Below are 21,376 nucleotides of genomic sequence, written 5' to 3' on the forward strand. Positions count from 1 at the left end.
TCGTATGGCTAAGTCTTCAGAGTATCGACCACCACCGCGCAAAGAACCTGGCCTGATCGGTAAGACTATATCCAGTACCGTGGCATTGGTCGTCTGGCTGGTGCTGGGCCTTCTTATTTCCATCATCATTGAATGGATGGGTATGATCTGGTTTTGGCCAGAACAAGGTGCCGATCATGCGAAAGTGGTATTAAATAGCGACCAAGACTACCTCAATACCCAACTCTACGAACACTCGCTCAACACTAAGTATTTAGTGGCAGAAAATGCCAAAATCGTAGTAACGTGGATTAAGCAGCAAACAGAATTCAAAGCACATTCACCTAGCTTCAATCCGAAATCAAATAGCACCATAAGCGCCGTCGGCGAATGGGGCAGCAAGTATTATCAAAAAGTTAAACCTTACCTTGAGGCCGCAAGTACCGTTGCGCAAACCTTTGTGATTCGTCTGACATTGATTGTGTTTTCATTGCCGGTCTTTCTGTTGGCTGGCCTGATCGGTGCCGTTGATGGACTGGTTGAGCGAGACCTCCGGCGCTGGGGCGGAGGGCGAGAAAGCAGCAATGTCTTTAATCTCGCTAAGCGATCCGTCGTTCCCGCATTTGTGGGAGCTTGCGTGATCTACATCAGCTTGCCGTTTAGCATTGATCCGATCATCATCCTTTTACCGTTCGCGATGCTACTTGGGCTAGCGGTGCGGATTAGCTTTGAGAGACTGAAGAAGTACTTCTAGCGGTTTCTCGATGCCAAATATAGCCCTCCGATAGCAAGGCCTCCTAGAGCTAGAGCCTGTTTTACTTGTGTGCTTTTAGCAATGCCCGTAATAAGCTCGCGCACGAAGTGTTCACAGTTGTATTGAAGAAGGTCGTATTTCACCCGGTTAATACAACTTCTTGCTTTGGCAAGTATTAAGCTCGGTGCTGTGCTTATCTCAATGCTGTGAACTTCAAATTTCCTATTCCCGACGACTTGATCCCATGACTCTTCCTTAACGGTACCATTTCGCCAAGTGTTGGATATTAGCATTGGTTTGCCATCCCTCGTTCTATCGGACATAAGTGCCCAGTGCTTGTACAGCCCCATATAGACAATAACTACCTGTAACATTACAATTCCCCATAATTGATAGAATATTAAAATTGCTAAAATAGCAAATATGAGTAAATCACTAACTCTATGGTGTTGTCAATATGCAATCTGGAATTGTATTTGATCAGGTGGTTGGGGCTGTGTTGGCTCACTACCGTAAAGCTGCTGGCTTGAATCAGGGTGAAGCAGTGGAGGGGTTGAGCTTAGGGCCGTCCAGTTTATCTAGGTTGGAAAAAGGCGATTATTCTCTCAGCATGGAGCAGCTCTTTGAGTTGTCGAGGCGCTACAATGTGCCTATGGCAGAAGTGACGGCCAGTATTGAGCAAACCTTCGATAATGCGATAAAGAACGGTATAGCTGTAGAAACCGAGAAAAAATCTAATACCGGGTTGTTGTTGTTAGGTGCTGCTGCAATAGCGGCTTTGGTAATTGCAAATAGATAGGCGTGAATAGAAAAGAGACAGTTTTACTCTCAGCACTATTTGATCTGGGAGACAAGATTCGTTCTCTTTTTACCTTGTAGGGTCGCAGGCAGCGCACCTATATATGCAATCAAGTGATGTCTTCGCGCAGCAAGTAACCAACTACTGAGCCATTTTCTATTAGGTAGTCCAAAATACATAATAGCGCGGCATTTACTTTTGTATTTCGCCTCGCTTTCTCCCGATTTAAGAATATATATTTCCTTGAGGCTTTTTCCAAATACCATATTGTATTATCGCGGTAATCTCTTGATAGAGAGGTTTTATTGTCTCTGATGGCGCTTGATAGCCAAAAAATACCTGAATTTAAGTATGAGCTGCCTAATCCACAGAGTAGTTTGGCTAAGCTATACAGATAAGCCTCATTGCCACCGATTTTCTCTGTTAGATCTTCAAAAAATATCTTTCTTTCAGATGTAAGGGCTTTCCAGCTTGTTGCATCATCTTTCCAATGGGTGGATGCAAGCATGTAGGCTTCAATAACTCTATTTGAATAATGGTAAGAAGGTCTATTAAGTGCTGAAGAAATAATACTGTCTTTAAATAATTCCCATACCTTCCAAAAGTTATCTGATCTTCCCGTTTGGTCCTCAGAAATAACAAATTCCTTTAGTAGATCGGCTATCCCTTCACTAGCCAAAAATTCGTCAGTAAATGGTGTTAAACACTCAGAAACGTCATCAACGGCTAAATGTAGAACGTATTTTGTATACCATTTCAGGAAATTATGTTTTGTTAGATAATCAATTCGATCATCTCTGTCATCAGACAATATCTTTCTAGCAACTAGATCAATAATAGATTTAGCAAAGGGTATTTCTTTTTGGCAAGCAGTCGGGAGGGGTATTATTTGGAATGCGATAGATAGTGTTTCTATGTCGTAACTATCAAGATCATTGATAATGTGGTTAGTTATTAAACCATTATCGATCTCTTCAAATATGTCTGATGTATTCTCGAAGAAGGAGTCCCAGAATTTTCTTATATTTAAATTATAGTTGCCATTCTCATGCTCTGTTTTACGAAACTCCTCGAACAAAGTTTGGTGTATTCTAGCTAATACCAAATAGCCAATATATATTGAAAGCGCGGCCTCATAATCATCTGGCCAGATAGCTTGTACAGAATTAATAGCTACTGAGTTAAATCTTATTCCACCCATCATGCCTATGGGGTCATTTCGCATCAATGCAAGAATAAGTAGAGCTTTAATATCCGACCTATCTTCGGGAAAGTTCTGATGCAGCACGGGGAGTATAGATATGGCTGGTAGAACTCCGTCAATCGTCTGGTACATATAGCCTTCCTTGGTAAAAAGGCTGGCATAGGACAAGACAACTTCTCGGCAAAATTGTAAGGAATCAGTATCTAGTTTATCAATGAAATCTCTGAGCAATACCGTGACAGTATCGGAGGGCAAGGAGCGGCTAAATACAGCGGAAATCGACTCTTTTCCGCTTGTTATGTCTAACCAAACGTTCTTAGCTTCCTCTAAAGCGAGTAATGGGTCTTTTTCATAGTCTTCATACTTCTTATAGCTTTCTCGGCCATACAGTCTATCACTGGCCCACACCATCAGCCGACTGTTTTTATAAGGTTCACTTGATTCCTCTAGAGCGGCTTCACTATATTCCCGAAGTTCGTCGTCAATCTCTGGGTTTAAATCAATATAGAAGCCGTCCTCAGTTTCTTTGGCTTCAGGAGACATCTTTCTTCGATCCATTCGAGCCAGGTAAAGTCGCCACGTTTTATCGTCATCGCTCTCTTCATCTTTAGCTGGAAGTAGTGCATAGTGAGCATCGAGTATTCGCCATATTTCCTCGGATCTAGCTATAGACTCCTCTTCACTTATTTCTTCTCTTCGAAATAACTGATATTGCAGCATGATATGTTCTAAGCCAAACTTTCGGTGGGGATCATCGCATGTGTCTATTCTCTCATTCTCATGGATTTCATTATCTCGGTTAATGCCAAAGCTGTCTTTTAGAGAAATTAGTTGAGACTTATGCGTTCTATCTAGGACATAACGGTTTGTATCATATCGAAATAGTTCTTTTGTTTGGAAAAGCACTTTGGCGACATTAAAGGTCTTGTCTGGGAGTGCTGTAACAACACTAACTACTATTGATGTCAATATTGCTGAATTAGACCTAGATAAGATGCTTAGTAATACCTTCTCAAGTCTTTCGTTAGGGGTGTTTTTACCTCGCTCGACAAGGAATTTTTCCAAAGCCATGTTCATGGATTCTAGGATGTCAGGATTGACCTGGGTTCCTCGGTACACACACCACAGGCGGTTGGACATATATTGATCGATATATGTGTCTTCATTAATCCAAACAGGTACTGTTTCGTATTCATTCTCTGCCAATTTCGATTTGACATATTTCTCGGCGGCATAGTTTGAAAACTCGATAATAAAATCTAGGGTCTTGTATAAACTTGCCTCTAACAAACTATAAATAGGTGTTTGATATACGCTGGCAGGAAAATAGCCTTGGCTGTCATGCTCTACACCAAAATAATGATCAATGTCTGGGCCTGGAGAATAATAAGGGTTTTCTGGGGGGACGTGAGTCCAGTACAGTCGGGCTAAATCAATAACTTTTTCAGGGAGTACTTGAGCAACATTATTGCACTCCATTTTTGTCAAAATATAACTGCATAACGAATTGTAAGGAGAATTGTGATTGCGCCACTTGTTACTCACAACCAAATCAATGACTGTTGAAAGCTCTTGCTTAATTTCTTCAGCGCTAAAGATGATTGTATGAAGGAGATTTTTGGTGAAGTCATCATCCCTAATGTAGGTGTCGTTCTTTATTGTTGATTCGTAGTATTGCAATGATAATAAGCCGGAAAGCCTCGTAGTTTCACCGTGCCTACTTGTGCTATTCCAATCGTTTAACACCGGGAGTACAAAATTAATTGCGTTTTCTAGAAATGTATCTTTATTTTCCCAAATAAATTGAATCAGAGAAGTCCAGCCACCACCTTTGGGCTTGGTCAGGACATATTCCATGGAAAGGATATTAATGCTCTTCAGGCCAATTCTTTCAAAAATTTCAGTATTAACTTCTTTGCAGCCTATGCGTATTAACAAACATACTTTTTTAAGTAGGGAAAAATCATCAGTTAATAGTTTTTCTTTATATGATTTGAAGAAAAAATCAGAGTTGCTTGAAAGTAATATGGCTATAATGATTTCATCTAGCCATATTTTTTCGATAGAGTTAGACGTTATTGACTCGTTTATGAATGAAATTATTTCTTCATTTTCATCAGACATCTTGTCTGAAAGCCACTTCCTAAAGGATCGCCTTACTGGTAGGGATTTTCCAATTTCGGTAAAAAAATCTGATGATGTAGCACATCCTAAAAAAGAAGATTCTAGGCGTTTATCTAAAGCCCATTCTTCATAGATGTCATGAGTAACAAAATAGCCATGCGGAGATTCATATCCTAAGATTCCATCCGAAATTAAGCTGTCAATAACACTTTGATTGAATGACGTTGAGCCTATTGGGATAAAGAAGCGACCACTATTTGTCCGCCGAATACAAAAATCAACAAAAATTCTTTCTCGCTCAGGATTGTTTTTTGTAATAACTCTTGGCCATAATGAGTTCTTGAACCCAAGATAGTCTAAAGACTTATTCTCACTGTAATGCCTAAGGTATTCCTTCAAATACATAGGTACAGAAATTAGGCTGATTAGTTTTTGGTCGGTTGGAAGGTCGAAACTATATTTATCCGATAGCTCACTTAGCTCTGTTAGGTTGAGAGGGGTTAAGCTTATAGTTTCGTATCCACATTGATAAACTTCGATAAATTGGAATGCAAGATCATTGAGGTAATTGTTTCTAGTGGTCAACCATACTTTCCAACTGTTCTCTAGAAGCCCTGTAACAAACTCCCTGAAAGGATCTGTATTTTCTAGCGACAGAAGATTTTCAGCAGAGTCGATTACTACTATTTTTTCGTCTGTTCCTAGATGAGCACTCAAGAAGTCATCTAAGGAGACGCCAGATAGAACTTCCTCAACCTTATTAGATTGGAACTCAGTAGCTTTAAAAACATAAAAAGCTGAATCTTTATCTCTATTCTTATAAAGATACTTTATGAGGGCTGTCTTTCCTGTTCCGCCTTCACCACTAATTATCGCAGCTCGGTTATCACTTGAATTAATATTAGTGAGTTCACTTGATCTATCGATTTCAACAGCTTTGCCATAAAAATCTATATTCTCAGATATTTTTTCTAGTAGTCTTTCAGTATGGGAGGCAAGGTTCTCTAATAGATCAAAGACATTGTCAGATTCTACAAAAAAATGAGAGCATATTTTTTTGTTTTCATCTGCTACGAAAGGGGACTCGAAATAGCTTCCGCATCTCCATTCAATTGCTATTGATAGCTTGGTCGACTCCTTTTCTATTTCCTTTTTTCCAGAAGGTTCCTTGCCTTTATATTGCCCCCATTCTGAATTTGTATAAAACACAATTTTAGTGATATTGGGGTAATCTCGTTTAGCTTTCTTCAGCATTTCGAGAATATCTTCTTTGTGATCAGATAATGCTGTGCTGTAAAACTTAGCCTGCCAACCAAGTGTGTCTTCACCATCGATAATTGGGTCTGTTTCAATAGCTGATTGGTTCTTATATCTAAAAATACCTGTCCTCTTTCCATGTTCCTTACAAAAAAGTAAGTAACATAGCCACTCAAAGTGAAATTGAGGATTATCGGAGAATTTGGATTTAAATATATTCCAGTCTGGTTTTATCAATTCAACATATCTCTCGTTTGTACATTTTCGGCTAGATATTTCAAATTTATATATGCTTTGAAATAGTAAACCTCATAGATTAACTTTCTTTCTAGCCTGAAAGCTTTTCCGTAGTTACAACTCAAACTATCTCCGATCATAGCTCCACCAAACAGGAGAATGATCATGCGCTATAGAGCACTTGTAGGCATTATCTCAGCCGCCATCGCCACTAGCACTTATGCAGTAACCGATCAGGAACGCACGGTGCTCCAACGACTGTATTCTGAATTAGCCGTTATTAGCAATATCGTTGAGGAGGCCGAACAATCAGTCAACCAGAAAGACCGTCAGCAGGTTGATTACGTGCAACTAAAAGCTGATTTGCAGCGTATTCAGGAGGGGGTTGGCGATATTTTGAACAATCAGCGCCGTGAACCGCGATCCCTGCCTTCGATCTCCGGGGAATACCGCTAATGGCGGTATCTGCCTCCCAGGAAGCTGCTTTTACCGGGGCAACCCTCGGTGTACCCATGAGCAGCTTTAATTTGACCATTTTACTGATCTTTTACTCAGTGCTCTACATTTGGGCAGTTTGGGTCATTTATACCCAGTGGAAAGCGTGGTCGAGGCGCAAGATCGATTTCTATGATTTCCTGATTCGGTCGGTTAGACCGATATTCCTAACCCTGGTCTTAGGCTTCCTACTTCAATGACCTGAGAAAAACACCGACTTTTTAACCCTCGTTTTTGGCTCCGCCACCGCGACAGCAACAACGACACACATTTGGCTAACAATATAGGAGAACGCCAATGAATGTCTTAACTGTCCTGTCGCGCTGCAAGCGGCAACGCGCCTGTCAATTTTTCAAATCTCGCTGGCAACTGCTCTGGCTTGGGTTGCTAGCGATTGCAGCCCAGGCTCAGCTTCCTACGCCAGTCAATCCATCTAACGGTGCGCCCAATGGTAACTACCTGCAATTTATGGAGGGATGGACGGGCGATGCCGTTGATTATATCGCGCTGGCGATCTCTGGCGCTGGGTTTCTGTGGGTAGGCTGGATATTACTGTCCAAATTTAACGAAGCCAGAAGCTCGAATGATCCCGATTGGGGTTCGGTAGGTCTAACGGCGGTGATTGCGGGTGCGTTACTGGCCGTCGTGTCGTTCTTCCTGAACGAAGCCGTAGGCATTATCTAGGAGCGGGGCCATGCCTATGGAACGCAATGAGCTACTGCCGCTACGCCTGAACGCTGAGCCGTCGATATTTCGGGGTTGCTCACTTTCTGAATTAATGATGCTGGTGACAACGGGTGCGGGAGTATTGGTGCCTGCCAGTATCATTATCTGCGGGCTATTCGGCTATTTGATGATGGGTGTGGGCATTGGCCTATTACTCGTTATCGGTTGGGTGGTAATTGGTGCCACTGTGCTGCAAAAGCTCAAGCGTGGTCGTCCGCTGGGTTTTTACCAGTTGCGGCTTCGCCTATGGCTGGAAGACTGCCAACTGATAAAGTCGCCGTTCATTCGGCAAAGCCGGGTTTGGGATGTGGGCCGGAGGATTCGGCCATGAAAGAGCTATTATCCCTTCGTAATAACCAGGCGCGTAACCGGCTTATTGCCACAACTGATCATATACGCTCACTGCGCATAGCCATCATATTTCTAGCGGTAGTAATTGCTGCCCTGTGGTGGCGAAATGGTGTCCTGCAGGAAACGCGGCGACTCTATATTCCCCCCGATCTGACACAAGGCATGGTGACGCAGTTCGACAATGTGCCAGCACCCTTGGTGTACACCTTCGCCTATTACATCTTTCAGCAATTGAATCGCTGGCCGTCTGATGGTGAGAAAGACTACCCGCAACAAATCTACAAGTTGCAGGGCTTTATGACACCAAGCTGCCGGGTAGCCCTCGAAGCCGATATGAATGAAAAGCAACGCTTGGGCGAACTTCGTCAGCGTGTGCGCAGCATCCAGGAAATTCTCGGTCACTCTTACACCCGCTCGCGGGTGACATTTGAAAGCGGCACCTCTTGGCTTACCTGGCTCGATGTGAATGTTATCGAATCGATCAATGGTCATTCCGTTAAAGATGTCCTATTGCGCTACCCGATGCGGGTAGTGCGCTTTGATGTGGATAAGGAAGTGAACCCTTGGGGTCTGGCGCTGGATTGTGACGCATCCATGCGGCCCGAACTGTTGAGTGAACAGCAGGTTGGTCAACCCTTTATGCCGGAGATGAGTCATGCCGTACCAGAGAAGTAATGCAATATCGAAAATCGTGGCCGTGCTTGCCATGCTGTGGGTGGCCAACTCAGCCATAGCGGATCAGTCCCCAGCCGTGGAGCGGGTTGTCTGGGATAAGCGACCGATCGCGGTACATATACAGCACAATCAAGAGCGCATCATTCATTTCCCCGGTGATGTTCGATATTGGCTACCCGATAGCTTAAAGCGCAAGTTGTCTGTAGTCGCCGCTAACGGCGTTTTATATATCCGGGCAATGGAGCCTTTTCCGGCCACTCGCATTCGCATTCAGGGCTTGGTGGATCAGACCATCTATCTGCTCGATGTGACAGTCAATGATTCGGAGTCAGCCAGTGACGAGCTGGTGGTGATGAAGCCCGAGGCAGTGACCAACCGGGCTAAAGATCAGACCGCAGTGCGTCATACAGAAGATTGGCGAGTGCGTTTAACCCGGTATGCTGCACAGCAGCTTTACGCTCCAGAGAGGTTGCTGCGTGGTGACAGTCAGATCAAACGTATTCCAATAGATGCCCAAAAACCTGTACCACTGATACGTGGCCAGCGAATCGATGCGCAGCCTCTCGCCGCTTGGCAAGGGGGCGGTTTTACAGTAACGGCAATCAAACTACGCAATGTCACTGGCCAAAACCTCCATTTGAATTTCTCCGATAGTAACAAGCCCAATACAATCGACTTGGCTCATTCACTGCGAGGTGGCTGGCTAACTGCCGTCACCCAGCATGATTTCTTGGGTGTAGCAGGCAAAGAGACCGATACCACTACCTTGTACTTGGTATCGGATCGCCCCTTTATCGAAAGCTTGGGTGTTGCCCCTCAACCTAACGGTGAATTTGAGGAGGCGACCGATGGCTGAGAAACGTATGAATCCGCTATTGATCGGCGGCGCGGTAGTAGCTGTATTGTGTTTGTCCTTGGTGATGTGCTCTGAGAGCAAAGTCAGCCACCAGCCTATCGAGCAGGTGCCGGGTTATGATCCTGCTGCCAAGCGTGAGGATGGCGATACCCAAACTGACACTATTCGCGCATTGCAGGCTTATGCCCGTGAAGCGGTCAGCAAAGCCGATGCCTTGCATGAGTCTACAGAAGACAAGATGGAACAAGTGCTGGAAAACCGGCAGCAACTCTCAGCACTGACTCATTCCAGTGAAGACGCACAGCAACAACTCGCGGATACCAAAGCAACTATTACCTCGCTCGAGCAAACGCTGGCGAGCTTGCAACGTGAGCTGGCCGATGTGCGCGGTGAGCAAGCGTTGGCAAAAACGCCATTAAATGAAGAAGGTCTCCCAATAGGTTTTGGTTTTGATGAACAAGGCGTATTGCGAGACGACCCCAATCAGGGGGAGTGGTTTAACCCTCTCGATTGGGCTGAACCAGAATCAGAGGGTGGCGAGAGCAGTCGTTTTACCGGCTTGCTGCAAGGCCCAACGGTGAGCGCAGAACCTGTCGAGGAACAGGCATCGGCATCTAAGCCCGAGGTAGTGATTGAGCCGGTGTATACCTTACCGAAAGATGCCACGCTCACCGATGGCCTAGCGCTGACTGCGTTAATTGGTCGCATCCCCGTCGAGGGGCAAACGCCTGATCCGTACCCCATAAAAATCTATATAGGCAGAGAAAATCTGTTAGCCAATGGTCACGAATTGCCGGAAGTTGAAGGCATGATATTTAGTGGCCTGGGTTTTGGTGATTGGAACTTGTCTTGTGTCAGCGCCCGGCTGATGTCTGCCACGTTTATTTTTGAAGACGGTTCCATTGTCAATCACAGCAGCGCGGGTCAGCCCTTGGGTTATATCTCTGATCCCAGCGGTGTGCCCTGTGTTGCCGGGCGCTTTGTCACAAATGCACCAGCATTTCTATCGCAACGGGTGGGGCTTGCTGCTCTCGGTGCAGCGGGCTCGGCCTATGCCGAAGCCCAACAGCAGCGCCAGACCTCAGCACTCACGGGTACGACAACCAGTACGGTGAGTGGGAATATCAACAAGCTGGCTGCGGGAGAAGCAGTGCAATCGGCCACCGATGAAGTCAGTGAATGGCTTTTGGCCAGACAGAAACAAAGTTTCGATGCGGTGGTGGTGAATCCTGGTGCGGCAGTATCCGTGCATCTGGATCGTAGCCTGCCGTTGGATAAGAGTTCGATTATTAGGAGGTTGCGATATGCACAAGACGATACGCACGCTCGCACTGATCTTGATTAGCACAGGGTTAATCAGCGGCTGTGCCAGCTCTAAAAGCCGGGTGTTTGGAAAAGACATGCCAAGCATGAAGGTTATTCACGATAGTAGGTTTCAGAAAGAAGATGCTGTTCCATTAGAAAAGCCCTTACGTGAAGTGCAGTTGAAAGAGCCAGTAACTGATTCAGATTTTCAGTGGTTACCGAACCCCACATTAACTATGTATGTGTTCCCACATTTGAGTAGTGCAGGACATCCGGTGCCCGGATACAGCACGTTTTTTAGGCTTTATACCCAGGATCATATTGCCGCGCCGGGTGAAACTAAGGGTTGGGAGTAATTCATGTTGACGGGTAAAAAGGATAAGCAAGCCAGTCGTTTGGTGACGGATCAAGATATTTCCAATTTGTACCGCCGTCCAGAGTCATTATCGGATTGGCTACCGTGGGTTGATTTTGATGAAGCGACTCAAACATTCACTCTGGAAGACGGTTACAGTGCGGCCGCCATGTTTGAGATTGTGGGTGTATCTACTGAAGCACGATCAGAGCGTTTCTTAGAAGAAGTGCAGACCAATATTCAGACGTGCATAAACCACACGATTCCTGCCCACGATAACCCTTTTGTGTTGCAGTGCTATGTGTCCGATGAAGATTCATTGTCCGCTTTAGCCAAAACGCTCGGTAAGTACGCCAGCGAAAACCAAACCCAATCGAACGCTGAACACCGGCAGCTCACCAGTAACTTTGTGGGCCGGATGCAACGCCACTTCAAACACGTTACGCACAAAGGCGGACTATTTGAAGATACCACGGTAACGGGAGGTGACTGGCGCGGAAAGGTTCGACGCGTGCGGGTATTTTTGTACCGCCGCCGAGACACCAAAGACCACTACAACATTGATCCCGTCATGGAAATTAATCAGGTAGCTGAGCGATTTGTGACTCAGATGGTTGCCTCGGGCATAGGTATTCGGCGCTGCAATGATCAGGATTTATATGCCTGGCTGTTACGCTGGTTTAATCCCACGGCTGATATTACAGGTGGTGACCTGGATGCCTTGACGGAGCTGACCGAATTGCCCAAGCCGAAAGATCGGCCCTTTGGGCATGACCTGTCCCAGTTACTGTTTCTCTCCCAGCCGGAATCCGATCAAGAACACGGTGTGTGGTGGTTTGATGACATGCCGCATCGGGCCATTGCTGTTGATGCTTTGCGGCGTAAACCCTTTCCTGGTCATTTCACCGGCGAGCGTCGCATTGGTGACAATCTCTATGCCCTGTTCGATAAATTGCCCGAAGGCTGTGTTTTGGCGATCACCATCACGGTAATGCCACAAGACAATGTTGAAAATCATATTGTGCAAATACTTAATGCCGCCAAAGGTGAAACTGCTGAGGCGATGGCGGCAGAACAAGATGCAAAAGAAGCTTTGAGGTGGATGTCACACGGTGACTATTTGTTGCCCACGACGATAACCTTATTTACTCGTGGTAACGATTTGGTTGAGCTGCAAAAGCGCACCAATGAAGTCAATGCGCTATTGCTGGCCAATGGCCTGCATCCCATTCGAGAAAAAGATGAGTTGCTGCCACTGGATACCTACATTCATCAGTTACCCATGAATTACGAGCCCAAACGGGACAAACTGAGCCGTAAAAGCCGCTTAGTGTTTTCCAGTGATTTGGCCAATTTATTGCCGTTCTATGGTCGTAGCAAAGGTACGGGGAATCCTGGTTTGGTGTTTTTCAATCGGGGCGGCGAGCCACTAACCTTTGATCCACTCAATAAAGCAGATCGTGCCAAGAATGCCTTTGGCCTGGTGCTGGGGCCACCGGGGTCGGGTAAATCTGCCTTGATGGTGTATATCTTGTTACAGGTCGCAGCGATCTATGGGGCGAGAATCTATGTAATCGAAAAAGGCGGTTCCTTTAAGTTGTTTGGTGACTACTGCAAGTATTTTGGCTTGTCGGTCAATCAAGTGACCCTCCACCCCAAAGAAGACGTTAGTTTGCCACCGTTTTCTGATGCCTATGAAATGTTGGAAAAGGAGGCGGCGAAACAACGCACCCTGAATAGCGAAGCCTCACTGGATGCCTCAGACAGTGACGATGAAGATGACGAAGAACGCGATCTTCTTGGAGAAATGGAGCTGAAAGCCCGCATTATGATCACGGGCGGCGACAGTAAAGAAGAAGCCTTAATGTCACGGGCTGACCGTCTCACTATTCGACAAGCTATCATCAAAGCCGCGCAAGATAAATTAGCGTCCGGCAGCAAAGAAATTGTACTCACTGAGGATGTTGTGGCGGCGCTCAATCAGATTTCCCTGGAGGAAGATAGTACTCCCAAACGCCGCGAACGCGCCAAAGACATGGCCGACGCGATGGCATTGTACTGTTCTGGCACTGCCGGACATTTCTTTAATCGACCCGGTAAAGCCTGGCCGGAAGCCGACGTCACTATATTGGAAATGGGACTGCTAGCGAATGAGGGTTATGAAGACCAACTTGCCCTCGGTTTTATGGGCTTAATGAACCAGATCAATGGCGTCGTTGAACGCGAGCAGTATTCACATCGCCCTACCTTTGTCTTGGGAGACGAAGCTCACCTAATTACCACTAATCCGTTACTGGCTATATTCCTGGTTAAGATCGTCAAGATGTGGCGGAAGCTGGGTGCCTGGTTGTGGTTGGCGACTCAGAACCTAGAAGACTTTCCCGATACAGCTAAGAAGCTGCTAAGCATGTTCGAGTGGTGGATAGCGATGGTTTGCCCGAAGGAAGAAATCGAACAAATATCACGTTTCAAAGACCTAACCGACGAGCAAAAGCATATGCTATTGGCTGCTCGTAAAGAGCCGGGTAAATACACTGAGGGCGTGGTGCTGGCCGACACCCTTCAATGCTTATTCCGCAATGTGCCACCGCCATTGGCGTTAGCCTTGGCCATGACAGAGAAACATGAAAAGCAGCAGCGAGCTGAAATCATGCGATCCCAACATTGCTCTGAGCTAGAGGCGGCTTTTGCGGTAGCCAATGAGCTGGTCGATAGGGCCTTTGCTATTTCTAAAAAATAGGGCTTGTTTATGGTTTATGACCGGAGTAGGGGCGCCTGGTAGTAGACATTGACGCTTACTACAGCCAAGTGACTTCGGCACTACTTTGAATATTTATCGTACTTTGTTGCAAAATATTCTTCCTTTAGCTCGCCGCTTGAAAGAACGCGACTCTCTTTATTCAATTCTTTGCCAATAAAATCTGCTATCGATTTGATCGTTTCTGATGTGCTTTTCATCCAGTCGTCAGATCCTACTGTATCACCATATAATTTTTCATTGTTTCTCTTGAAGTCCATTACGTCGAGTCTATACCTAAGGCCAACTGGTAAATTATGTAGCTGCTTACATAAAGTATCGGTTCTATCTCGGTCTTCTTCGGGAAGATGCTCCAGAGCTTTGCCGATTAGTTTCTCTATATGGTGTCGGTAATTTTCGACCTTCTTTACCAGTTTCTCTCCCTGTTTATCTGAATGGCAATAATAAGTAACTACAGACTTCAGTGCACTTTCCATTGCCATTCTTAAATCGATAAAACATTTCATCCTACGGGACTTTGAAGAATAAAACTCGGGCGACTCGCTGGCTTCACAGACTATATATCGTGCATGCAGATCAATTGCATCATGATAAAAGTGATTTGCAACTTGTACATGTGTAGGCCTGGTTGATTCCATGATCTCTCCTTAGCACTTCGGGTCCCGGCATTGGGAAAAATTGAAGCGCAGGGTAAATTTTGTCCGAAAGCCTGCGCTTGCTAGGCATGATCCCTAAATTCATCGCAATCGTCCGGCCAATCGCCTCTGCAGAATACGACCATACCAGGCCTAGAAATTCTGGATGATATTGCTTGCAAGTTTGCAGGTGGCTCTAGCTCATAAATTAGTAGTGACTCAATATCAGACAGTAGCTCTGAGCTATAGCGATTTCCTTCTGGTAACCACAGCTCCCCTACTAATAGACCCATGCTGTCTAGGTCAAACTCACTTTTGAAATAGTCAAAGATGTCTTCTTTATGTCTCCCTTGAAGCCGTTCTTTTACTGAGCACCGGTCAGCCTTGCCTATGTATAAAATTTCTTCGGTATCCGGATGCACATATGCATAAAGAACTCTGTGCAGGTCAAGCTCTTCATTACCATCAACGACGTATTTCCATGCGATTTTAATATCCATATGCGCCTTACTAGAACTTATTTTTAACACTGAAAGCTTTTCCGTATTAACACCACTTTAAAAATCCGATGATTGTGTCATCAAATCATTGGAGGTTAATACAGAGTGATTACCGTAGCTAGATTGGTCATTTTCGTCAGTTTTATGGGGTTAGCTTGTACGGGAGTACAGGCTGCGTCAAGTCTGTGGCCTGATTCAGTGATAGTCATTACCTCTGATCAATATCTAGTATCTACACCGGATACCTTAAAGAGCTATATCCCCCAAATAACTCTATTGAACCTGGATAGTATTTCCCAGGTAGAAAGCCGTTTGAGCCAAGGTCTACCAGTTAATGAAAAACTGGCAATGGCTGAATTTCACCGGCGTGTTGAAGACATCGGTAAAGCTCGGCTTGAATCAGAGCTGCGCAGTGCTTACAAAGCGGTGGGTGCGGCTATGGCCTACAGTTTGGATCGCTATCCCGCGATTATCTTCGATGAGAAAGTGGTGGTTTATGGGTTGACCGATTTATCCCAAGCGCTCGAAAAGTACCGGCAGTGGCGATTAGATTCGGGCGAGGAAACTATCCATGAATAGGCTGCCCGTCATTGCCTTATTGCTTATAACGGCATTCAGTAACCCGGTTCGTGCATTCGATGCAGAACCTACGACACTGACATTGAGCGATATTACTCAGTCGATGACGCTCGACCGATCCTGCCTAAACTACTGCATTACCGGCGTATGTGTCTGGCTTCGATGCAGTATTTACGAATGCTCGATAGAAACCAGTATTCGTGTCCGACATTACAACCCCGATCTGATTGTCAGTGTGTTTGATAAACCCGGCGATAACCCCTGGCGGGAAGCGGAAGCAATTTTTGGTGATATAGAACGGCAACTAACGGATTCCATTGTGGCACTTTTTCATGGTGCCGAAGCTGGCGGAGGTCATCGCGTTGAAGGTGGACATACTGCTACTGACCAGAGCCTCCGGTTTAAAGAAGTAACGGCCATTGGACACCCTTTTAGCTCCATCACCGATTTTATAGCCAATAGCGGTTATTACTGCCCATCGGAAGCCGAATCGTTTCAACCTTACTTATCATCTTCCCTTGATGCGTTGACCTGGCGCTTGGGTTTACCTGAGCTGTTGTACCTACACAATCTAATTCCAGGCCGTCGTGTGGTGGGGGCTGGTATTCAGCAGCAGTGGGGTGCGGTGTGGCCGCGTACAGGCTTTATCAATCAAAAGGACGATACCAAAGCGTCCGCTGTAATTGCGCAACGTGCGGGGAACATCGTTACGCAAACGCGGCAACCGCATGTTTATACCGCACTGGATGGCAATGGCTATAACCGTACCTGGCTACCAGGTGAACTGGTCGAGAATGACCCTGATACAGGTGTTTGGCAAATGCTGGCACCGAAGATGGATGCCCAGTGCTATGTATTCGGTGAAAACGATGTGTATCGGAGGGCATGGTCATCTGGCCGCATTGCTCATGACAATCGCTATGCCTTTTCCTTATGGCGGCCTTATCAGTGTTGTGAAGAGCAGGGTGCCTACTTGTTTACGGTGCCATTGGAGATTTGCATATGAAGATTATTAAACATTGCGCCATAGGATTCTTCTTCGTTACAGGCGCTCATTTAGCCTTGTCGGAACCAGCGCCTAACGACGACAGCCTGTTTTACTACAAAATTGGCGGCGGTCGGGACATAGCCATTCCTCCCAGTCTGAACATTACTACTATAGATTTGTCATTGAATGCGTCCGCTTCTGCGTTGTCCTGTAGTGGCTTTGACCCGCTTGTGGCGATTGAGAGTTCGCTGGATAACCTGAGAAATGGTGTCGATAACGCCGTGAATGCGTTGGAATTGGCGGCATCAGCGGCCATAGCGAATCTACCGGGCTACATCTTACAAAAGGCCAACCCTGGCCTTTATGACTTGTTTCAGAATGCGTTACTACGCGCAAACGAAGCCTTCTCACTAGCGACCAAAAGCTGTGAGCGCATTCAGTACGAAATAGCCAATGGCACTAACCCCTATGCCGAGTGGGTAACGGTGAGTTGGGGTGACTCATGGAAGCGCTCACTGGGAGTTGGCAGTGCCAATATTCACGATGCCGTTGATGATGCAGAAGACGCTCATAACGATGGCATTGAATGGGTGGGTGGCCAACGGCGAGGTGGGCAAGATCAGCCGCCGATTCGTGTGCTCACCGATGTGGCTTCCGCAGGGCTGAATATTCTGTCACAACGGCCACCGGAAACTACGGCCAATTTGCCCAGTTCAGCGCCACTGGCAGATCATTTTTCTGGGCCGAATGCTGTCGATGAGTGGGTTAATAATGTACTCGGTGAAGTCGAAATAGGCATTTGCGATGGGTGCTCCAAGGGCGCTCGCTCCGGCAAGGGGTTGATTCCTTATATAGAACAAACGACCGAAGACATACTGCCTTTGTTGGTGAGCCTGGTTGCGGGCACTACACGTCCGACGCGGGAGCACCTTAATGAGGTAGAAGCTCCAGGTGTTGCGATCACCTTGCAAGTTATTCTGGCTATTCGCCAACTCCCGGCACAAGAGCAATCGATTGTGATTCATAAGCTGGCGCAGGAGGTCGCTGAAGCCAGGGTTATGGAAGAGGCGATGATTATACGGCGGCTGTTACTGGCAGGTCGGAAAGAGGGTTACATCGCATCTAATAAAATTGCACAGAAAGAGGTGCAGATCGCTCTCGATGAGTTAGAGGGAGAAATACAAAACGTCATCTTTGAAAAAGATGCGCGCAATAAGTTTCTCACCTCAACTGTGGTCGAACTGCTGTTGCGTGATAATGCCGAGCGTCAGTCATCCCTCACTACACCTGCCTCTACGCCTGAAGATCCTCGTCCGCTGAGTAATGGTGGTGTAGAGCCATGATAGAACTGGCTTCACATAAGCTGCGATGGCGCTGGTTATTCACCTTAATCTCCTTGGTCGTGCTCCTTATGGCTGGGGTTATCGTAAGTCTATTGGTCAGCTCAACTGATCTTCCCAGTCATGAATTTGACGAATGTGGCTTGTTGATATGGCGATTAATAGCTTATTCGTTATTGATTGGGTTGTGGCCTTACTTGATTCAACATCTATTGAAAAGAATCAAGATAAAGGCAACGCAAATACCATCGCGACTGCCTCTTGCGGTGCTGATCGTTCTTTATGAATTGCTGATTGTACAAAATCCATTGCAGGCTTTATTGAGTCTTGGGAGTGCATGGTAATGGCAGTTGATAGCACACTCGAACTCTACACTACCTTATTTGGCTGGTTTTTCTATAACAGCATCTGGGATGTACTCGTCGCAACGGGCATGGTTTTTTTGCCTTTTCTGGGGATTTTGATTGATACCATCATTCGATCCTATGCCGGGGAAGATGCAGAAGAGGCTGGTAATACCACCTTGCGGATTATTGAGGTGGAGTTTTTTATTGCCTTCTTCGTGATTCTGATTGCGGCGGTTCCGGCAACGCCGTTGAATGCCGTTGATTTATCGTTTACGCCACGCGCTGTCATTGGCACGCCTGCGCAACCCGTAGCGACCGTGGCCAATTCACGCACGACTTATGGTGGTGGTATTTCTTTCAATGGAGCACCAGCTAACGTCAATGTCCCCGTATTTTGGTTTGCTGTGATGAGCTTCAGCTCCGGTTTTAATCGTGCCGTTATGGAGGACGTACCACCTACACTGGATTACCGTGGCTACGCCAATGAGCTGCGGGATGCAACTATCAAAGACCCAGAGCTGCGCCATGAAATCAACGACTTCTTTCGTGATTGCTTTATTGAAGCGCGCTCAAAGTATCTGACTGAACGGCCAGACAGCGCTGCGATTGATGCACTATTAAACCAGTATGGCGACACCGATACCGACTGGATCGGCTCACATGTCTTTCAGGAAATAGCCGGATACTACGATAGCCTGCGGTCAGATTCGATCAGGGAAGGTTTTCCCTGGTCGGCGCTGCGGGATGTGGAATGGGATGCCAGTAATCACCCTGTGTATGGCAAGCCCTATTGCAATGAGTGGTGGCCTAGTATTCAGCAGGCAGTGTTGAATGATTTGGGTGATATTGATCTGCAATCGGCAGCAGCGGAGCCCGGCTGGGATGCCGTACAACGGCGCGATGTCATTACACAACTAGCACTGATTAACTCACCACCGCGTTGGACAACGCGAGGCTATGACTTTGCCTATGGCAACACGGTGGATTTCGAGGTGGGTGAACAAAGCGGTATCTTTGTGGCCGTGCAGAATGCCACTCAACAGGGATTGGCGGTGTACGGTTTGGGTAAAGCATCCATCTCCTTTGCTGCCTTTCTCCGTGTGTTTTTGGAAGCCGCGCCCATGATTCAATCGTTAGTGCTAATGGGGCTTTATACGCTGTTACCATTTTTTATTCTGATCAGTCGCTATAAGTTTTCTTTACTGATCATTGGAGCACTAATCTTGTTTTCCGTGAAGTTTTGGACGGTGCTGTGGTTCTTTGCCTGGTGGGTTGATCAGAATCTAATACAAGCTTTTTATCCTGATCCTGGAAGTGTAACCACACTGTTTAGCACTGATCTGACGTTAAAACGCATCATCCTTAACTTTCTAACGGGTGGCCTGTATTTGATTTTACCTATCCTGCTTTCTTTATATCTCGGTTTGGCGGGTATCCGTGCTGCATCACAGTTGGAAGGTGCCACACAAGCTTTGACTCGTGGCACTTCAGCGGCGGGCAATGTCAGCTTACGAAAACCCAGTTTTAGGAATCGGTCTACGGGTAAAACCAAAGGTGCTAAATGAAAACACTAGAAACAGCATTCACCAGTGGCTATTGCTGCCTCAATAGCACCGCCATACCACGATCACTGCTTTCAGCAGGGTATGCAGTTGTCTCAACCGAGATGCTGGCTGATCAGCTTGTTCACTCACCCAACCGGGGAGCTTGTTACCCCATTGGGTCAGCAACTCCTTTTCTCACTCATTGATTTAGGAGACTTGCTATGAGTAAAACAACCAAAAATGAAAAAACCAACTCTGCCGCCGCAGAGGAAACCCGATACTTTAACGAGTATGCGAATGGCATTGGCTATCTCAATGCTATCCGTGACATTAGCGGCGAGGGTAAACCTCCCCGTTATGCTGCTCAAGTATCGGTTATCCAGGGGCCTGCCGACAACGTGCATTATGAATATCATGATCTCATTGTTGGAGCAGAAACCGCGCTCGGTGTCATTCTTGAAAACCGAGAGGCCATTGAATCAGACGATGCGAAAGTGTTGATCCGGTTCAACATGGCGAACCCTCGTGCCAAAGCATTCATCTATAAACAAGGTGAACGTGCCGGTGAACTGGGTTCTGCTATTGGTGGATTCCTGACGCGCATCCTGACTCTGAAAGTCAATAACGAACTCGTCTATGAAGACGACAGAGTGTTTGATGATCAGACTGGATCGCAGCAGGTCGCAAATGGATAGTTAACCACCAGGACGACGAGCTAACACCTTAGCTTGTCGTCCTTTCCTTCTTTATGGGAACCACCGTTCCCATAAGGAGTTGGCTGTGTTCCCACGCTTATATCTTGGGAGAACAACCATGGAAACCAACCATCAATCCAGTGAGCAGTACCCACTGAATACGGCACTGGAAGAAGAAAATCAGATCATCGCTGAGGCCAAGCAGTTACTCTATAAACGGATGACCAATAGAAAATATGATCAGTTTACATCTCCAGGTGCTGTAAGAGATTACTTACGCTTTCATCTGGCGGAGCGAAAACATGAAGTTTTCTATTGCCTGTTTTTGGATAGTCAACATCGGCTACTTGATGATAGGGAACTGTTCAGAGGTACCATTGACGGCTGTAGTGTCTACCCTAGAGAAGTCGTTAAGGCTACTTTAGAAGTCAACGCAGCGGCTGTCATACTGGCTCATAATCACCCATCAGGGGTGGCTGAGCCGAGTTCCGCAGATCGACAGATTACGGATCGGCTTAAAAACGCATTGGCATTGGTAGATGTTCGAGTGTTGGATCACTTTGTGGTCGGCGATCAAGATGTCATATCGTTTGCCGAACGCGGATTGATCTAGAAAATTGCTCTTAGCCCATGACACTACCGTGTCATGGACTATTTCTGCAGCCTCTCCTGGTAGATGCCGTCATATCGCTTAACAGGATCAATTTCGCCTGTTCGGTAGTTGTACCAGACATTGGTGTCGGATTTCTCTTCGACATCAGGCTCAAAATCTAGGGCGCTGAAAGCAAAAGATACCATCCGCCAACAGACTGAGAGTAGCCCGGTGCATAACGCAAATAGAAGAAGGAAAGACTTTTTGGCGTATTCCATGGT

Annotated in this window: 21 protein-coding genes; 17 read left to right on the forward strand and 4 right to left on the reverse strand. The window is 46.3% G+C overall.

The features are described 5' to 3' along the window. Window positions 1–4: 4 nt before the first annotated feature. Window positions 5–733, forward strand: a complete 729-nt coding sequence (locus tag AACZ64_RS01620) for a TIGR03747 family integrating conjugative element membrane protein (protein ID WP_293613648.1) — start codon at window positions 5–7, stop codon at window positions 731–733. A 457-nt stretch (window positions 734–1,190) separates the two neighbouring features. Continuing rightward, entirely contained in the window at window positions 1,191–1,532 is a 342-nt protein-coding gene (locus AACZ64_RS01625; RefSeq protein ID WP_293613649.1) for a helix-turn-helix transcriptional regulator, read from the forward strand. A 109-nt stretch (window positions 1,533–1,641) separates the two neighbouring features. Here AACZ64_RS01625 and avs4 read toward each other — a convergent pair whose 3' ends face one another. After that, window positions 1,642–6,354: an AVAST type 4 anti-phage nuclease Avs4 gene (avs4, locus tag AACZ64_RS01630; RefSeq protein ID WP_339639628.1), complete on the reverse strand. Its 4,713-nt coding sequence runs from the start codon at window positions 6,352–6,354 to the stop codon at window positions 1,642–1,644. A 165-nt stretch (window positions 6,355–6,519) separates the two neighbouring features. Here avs4 and AACZ64_RS01635 point away from each other — a divergent pair, with 165 nt between their 5' ends. The 8 genes from AACZ64_RS01635 to AACZ64_RS01670 all read left to right on the forward strand — a co-directional run bounded on the left by AACZ64_RS01635 (window position 6,520) and on the right by AACZ64_RS01670 (window position 13,857). After that, window positions 6,520–6,810 (forward strand): RAQPRD family integrative conjugative element protein, encoded by a 291-nt coding sequence (locus AACZ64_RS01635; protein ID WP_293613651.1) that lies wholly within the window; start codon window positions 6,520–6,522, stop codon window positions 6,808–6,810. A 336-nt stretch (window positions 6,811–7,146) separates the two neighbouring features. Continuing rightward, a complete protein-coding gene (locus tag AACZ64_RS01640; RefSeq protein ID WP_293613652.1) occupies window positions 7,147–7,533 on the forward strand; it encodes a TIGR03745 family integrating conjugative element membrane protein in 387 nt (128 codons plus the stop codon). A gap of 10 nt (window positions 7,534–7,543) precedes the next feature. Continuing rightward, a complete protein-coding gene (locus tag AACZ64_RS01645; RefSeq protein WP_293613653.1) occupies window positions 7,544–7,906 on the forward strand; it encodes a TIGR03750 family conjugal transfer protein in 363 nt (120 codons plus the stop codon). Next, entirely contained in the window at window positions 7,903–8,601 is a 699-nt protein-coding gene (locus tag AACZ64_RS01650; protein ID WP_293613654.1) for a TIGR03746 family integrating conjugative element protein, read from the forward strand. Before AACZ64_RS01645 ends, AACZ64_RS01650 begins: the two co-directional genes overlap by 4 nt. Further along, window positions 8,582–9,457: a TIGR03749 family integrating conjugative element protein gene (locus AACZ64_RS01655; protein ID WP_293613655.1), complete on the forward strand. Its 876-nt coding sequence runs from the start codon at window positions 8,582–8,584 to the stop codon at window positions 9,455–9,457. Before AACZ64_RS01650 ends, AACZ64_RS01655 begins: the two co-directional genes overlap by 20 nt. Continuing rightward, the gene (locus AACZ64_RS01660) at window positions 9,450–10,802 is read left to right on the forward strand and encodes a TIGR03752 family integrating conjugative element protein (protein WP_293613656.1); all 1,353 of its coding nucleotides are present in this window, start codon (window positions 9,450–9,452) and stop codon (window positions 10,800–10,802) included. Before AACZ64_RS01655 ends, AACZ64_RS01660 begins: the two co-directional genes overlap by 8 nt. Then, window positions 10,762–11,118: a hypothetical protein gene (locus AACZ64_RS01665; RefSeq protein ID WP_293613657.1), complete on the forward strand. Its 357-nt coding sequence runs from the start codon at window positions 10,762–10,764 to the stop codon at window positions 11,116–11,118. The genes AACZ64_RS01660 and AACZ64_RS01665 overlap by 41 nt, the downstream gene beginning before the upstream one ends. 3 nt (window positions 11,119–11,121) lie before the next feature. After that, window positions 11,122–13,857, forward strand: a complete 2,736-nt coding sequence (locus tag AACZ64_RS01670; RefSeq protein ID WP_293613658.1) for a conjugative transfer ATPase — start codon at window positions 11,122–11,124, stop codon at window positions 13,855–13,857. 80 nt (window positions 13,858–13,937) lie between these two features. On the opposite strand, the gene AACZ64_RS01675 is transcribed toward AACZ64_RS01670, so the two are convergent. Further along, window positions 13,938–14,513 (reverse strand): hypothetical protein, encoded by a 576-nt coding sequence (locus AACZ64_RS01675; RefSeq protein ID WP_293613659.1) that lies wholly within the window; start codon window positions 14,511–14,513, stop codon window positions 13,938–13,940. A gap of 80 nt (window positions 14,514–14,593) precedes the next feature. Then, window positions 14,594–15,010, reverse strand: a complete 417-nt coding sequence (locus tag AACZ64_RS01680) for a hypothetical protein (RefSeq protein WP_293613660.1) — start codon at window positions 15,008–15,010, stop codon at window positions 14,594–14,596. A 105-nt stretch (window positions 15,011–15,115) separates the two neighbouring features. Between AACZ64_RS01680 and AACZ64_RS01685 the strand changes: the two genes are divergently transcribed. From AACZ64_RS01685 to radC, 7 genes are all read left to right on the forward strand, one after another. Next, on the forward strand, window positions 15,116–15,589 hold the full coding sequence (locus AACZ64_RS01685) for a TIGR03757 family integrating conjugative element protein (RefSeq protein ID WP_293613661.1): 474 nt from the start codon (window positions 15,116–15,118) through the stop codon (window positions 15,587–15,589). Further along, on the forward strand, window positions 15,582–16,595 hold the full coding sequence (locus AACZ64_RS01690; protein WP_293613662.1) for a TIGR03756 family integrating conjugative element protein: 1,014 nt from the start codon (window positions 15,582–15,584) through the stop codon (window positions 16,593–16,595). Before AACZ64_RS01685 ends, AACZ64_RS01690 begins: the two co-directional genes overlap by 8 nt. Then, window positions 16,592–17,920, forward strand: a complete 1,329-nt coding sequence (locus AACZ64_RS01695) for an integrating conjugative element protein (protein WP_293613663.1) — start codon at window positions 16,592–16,594, stop codon at window positions 17,918–17,920. Before AACZ64_RS01690 ends, AACZ64_RS01695 begins: the two co-directional genes overlap by 4 nt. Window positions 17,921–18,053: 133 nt before the next feature. Next, entirely contained in the window at window positions 18,054–18,203 is a 150-nt protein-coding gene (locus tag AACZ64_RS01700) for a hypothetical protein (RefSeq protein WP_293613664.1), read from the forward strand. 57 nt (window positions 18,204–18,260) lie between these two features. Continuing rightward, on the forward strand, window positions 18,261–19,829 hold the full coding sequence (locus AACZ64_RS01705) for a conjugal transfer protein TraG N-terminal domain-containing protein (protein ID WP_293613665.1): 1,569 nt from the start codon (window positions 18,261–18,263) through the stop codon (window positions 19,827–19,829). Window positions 19,830–20,029: 200 nt separating this feature from the next. Next, window positions 20,030–20,503 carry a DUF3577 domain-containing protein gene (locus tag AACZ64_RS01710; RefSeq protein WP_293613666.1) on the forward strand — a complete coding sequence of 158 codons (474 nt, stop codon included), beginning with the start codon at window positions 20,030–20,032 and terminating at the stop codon, window positions 20,501–20,503. Between the two features lie 118 nt (window positions 20,504–20,621). After that, entirely contained in the window at window positions 20,622–21,116 is a 495-nt protein-coding gene (radC, locus tag AACZ64_RS01715) for a DNA repair protein RadC (RefSeq protein ID WP_293613667.1), read from the forward strand. 38 nt (window positions 21,117–21,154) lie between these two features. Here the strand turns inward: radC and AACZ64_RS01720 are convergent, their stop codons facing one another. Next, complete coding sequence (locus AACZ64_RS01720; RefSeq protein WP_293613668.1) at window positions 21,155–21,373, reverse strand: hypothetical protein; 219 nt, start codon at window positions 21,371–21,373, stop codon at window positions 21,155–21,157. Window positions 21,374–21,376 lie beyond the last annotated feature (3 nt).

The organism is uncultured Porticoccus sp. (assembly GCF_963975625.1).
In the GTDB taxonomy this organism is placed as follows: domain Bacteria; phylum Pseudomonadota; class Gammaproteobacteria; order Pseudomonadales; family Porticoccaceae; genus Porticoccus.

Bases quoted from the DNA above. Each gene is read 5' to 3' on its own strand.
- AACZ64_RS01620 (WP_293613648.1), top strand. From the start codon at position 5: ATGGCTAAGTCTTCAGAGTATCGACCACCACCGCGCAAAGAACCTGGC.
- AACZ64_RS01625 (WP_293613649.1), top strand. From the start codon at position 1,191: ATGCAATCTGGAATTGTATTTGATCAGGTGGTTGGGGCTGTGTTGGCT.
- AACZ64_RS01635 (WP_293613651.1), top strand. From the start codon at position 6,520: ATGCGCTATAGAGCACTTGTAGGCATTATCTCAGCCGCCATCGCCACT.
- AACZ64_RS01640 (WP_293613652.1), top strand. From the start codon at position 7,147: ATGAATGTCTTAACTGTCCTGTCGCGCTGCAAGCGGCAACGCGCCTGT.
- AACZ64_RS01645 (WP_293613653.1), top strand. From the start codon at position 7,544: ATGCCTATGGAACGCAATGAGCTACTGCCGCTACGCCTGAACGCTGAG.
- AACZ64_RS01650 (WP_293613654.1), top strand. From the start codon at position 7,903: ATGAAAGAGCTATTATCCCTTCGTAATAACCAGGCGCGTAACCGGCTT.
- AACZ64_RS01655 (WP_293613655.1), top strand. From the start codon at position 8,582: ATGCCGTACCAGAGAAGTAATGCAATATCGAAAATCGTGGCCGTGCTT.
- AACZ64_RS01660 (WP_293613656.1), top strand. From the start codon at position 9,450: ATGGCTGAGAAACGTATGAATCCGCTATTGATCGGCGGCGCGGTAGTA.
- AACZ64_RS01665 (WP_293613657.1), top strand. From the start codon at position 10,762: ATGCACAAGACGATACGCACGCTCGCACTGATCTTGATTAGCACAGGG.
- AACZ64_RS01670 (WP_293613658.1), top strand. From the start codon at position 11,122: ATGTTGACGGGTAAAAAGGATAAGCAAGCCAGTCGTTTGGTGACGGAT.
- AACZ64_RS01675 (WP_293613659.1), bottom strand. From the start codon at position 14,513: ATGGAATCAACCAGGCCTACACATGTACAAGTTGCAAATCACTTTTAT.
- AACZ64_RS01680 (WP_293613660.1), bottom strand. From the start codon at position 15,010: ATGGATATTAAAATCGCATGGAAATACGTCGTTGATGGTAATGAAGAG.
- AACZ64_RS01690 (WP_293613662.1), top strand. From the start codon at position 15,582: ATGAATAGGCTGCCCGTCATTGCCTTATTGCTTATAACGGCATTCAGT.
- AACZ64_RS01695 (WP_293613663.1), top strand. From the start codon at position 16,592: ATGAAGATTATTAAACATTGCGCCATAGGATTCTTCTTCGTTACAGGC.
- AACZ64_RS01700 (WP_293613664.1), top strand. From the start codon at position 18,054: ATGTGGCTTGTTGATATGGCGATTAATAGCTTATTCGTTATTGATTGG.
- AACZ64_RS01705 (WP_293613665.1), top strand. From the start codon at position 18,261: ATGGCAGTTGATAGCACACTCGAACTCTACACTACCTTATTTGGCTGG.
- AACZ64_RS01710 (WP_293613666.1), top strand. From the start codon at position 20,030: ATGAGTAAAACAACCAAAAATGAAAAAACCAACTCTGCCGCCGCAGAG.
- radC (WP_293613667.1), top strand. From the start codon at position 20,622: ATGGAAACCAACCATCAATCCAGTGAGCAGTACCCACTGAATACGGCA.
- AACZ64_RS01720 (WP_293613668.1), bottom strand. From the start codon at position 21,373: ATGGAATACGCCAAAAAGTCTTTCCTTCTTCTATTTGCGTTATGCACC.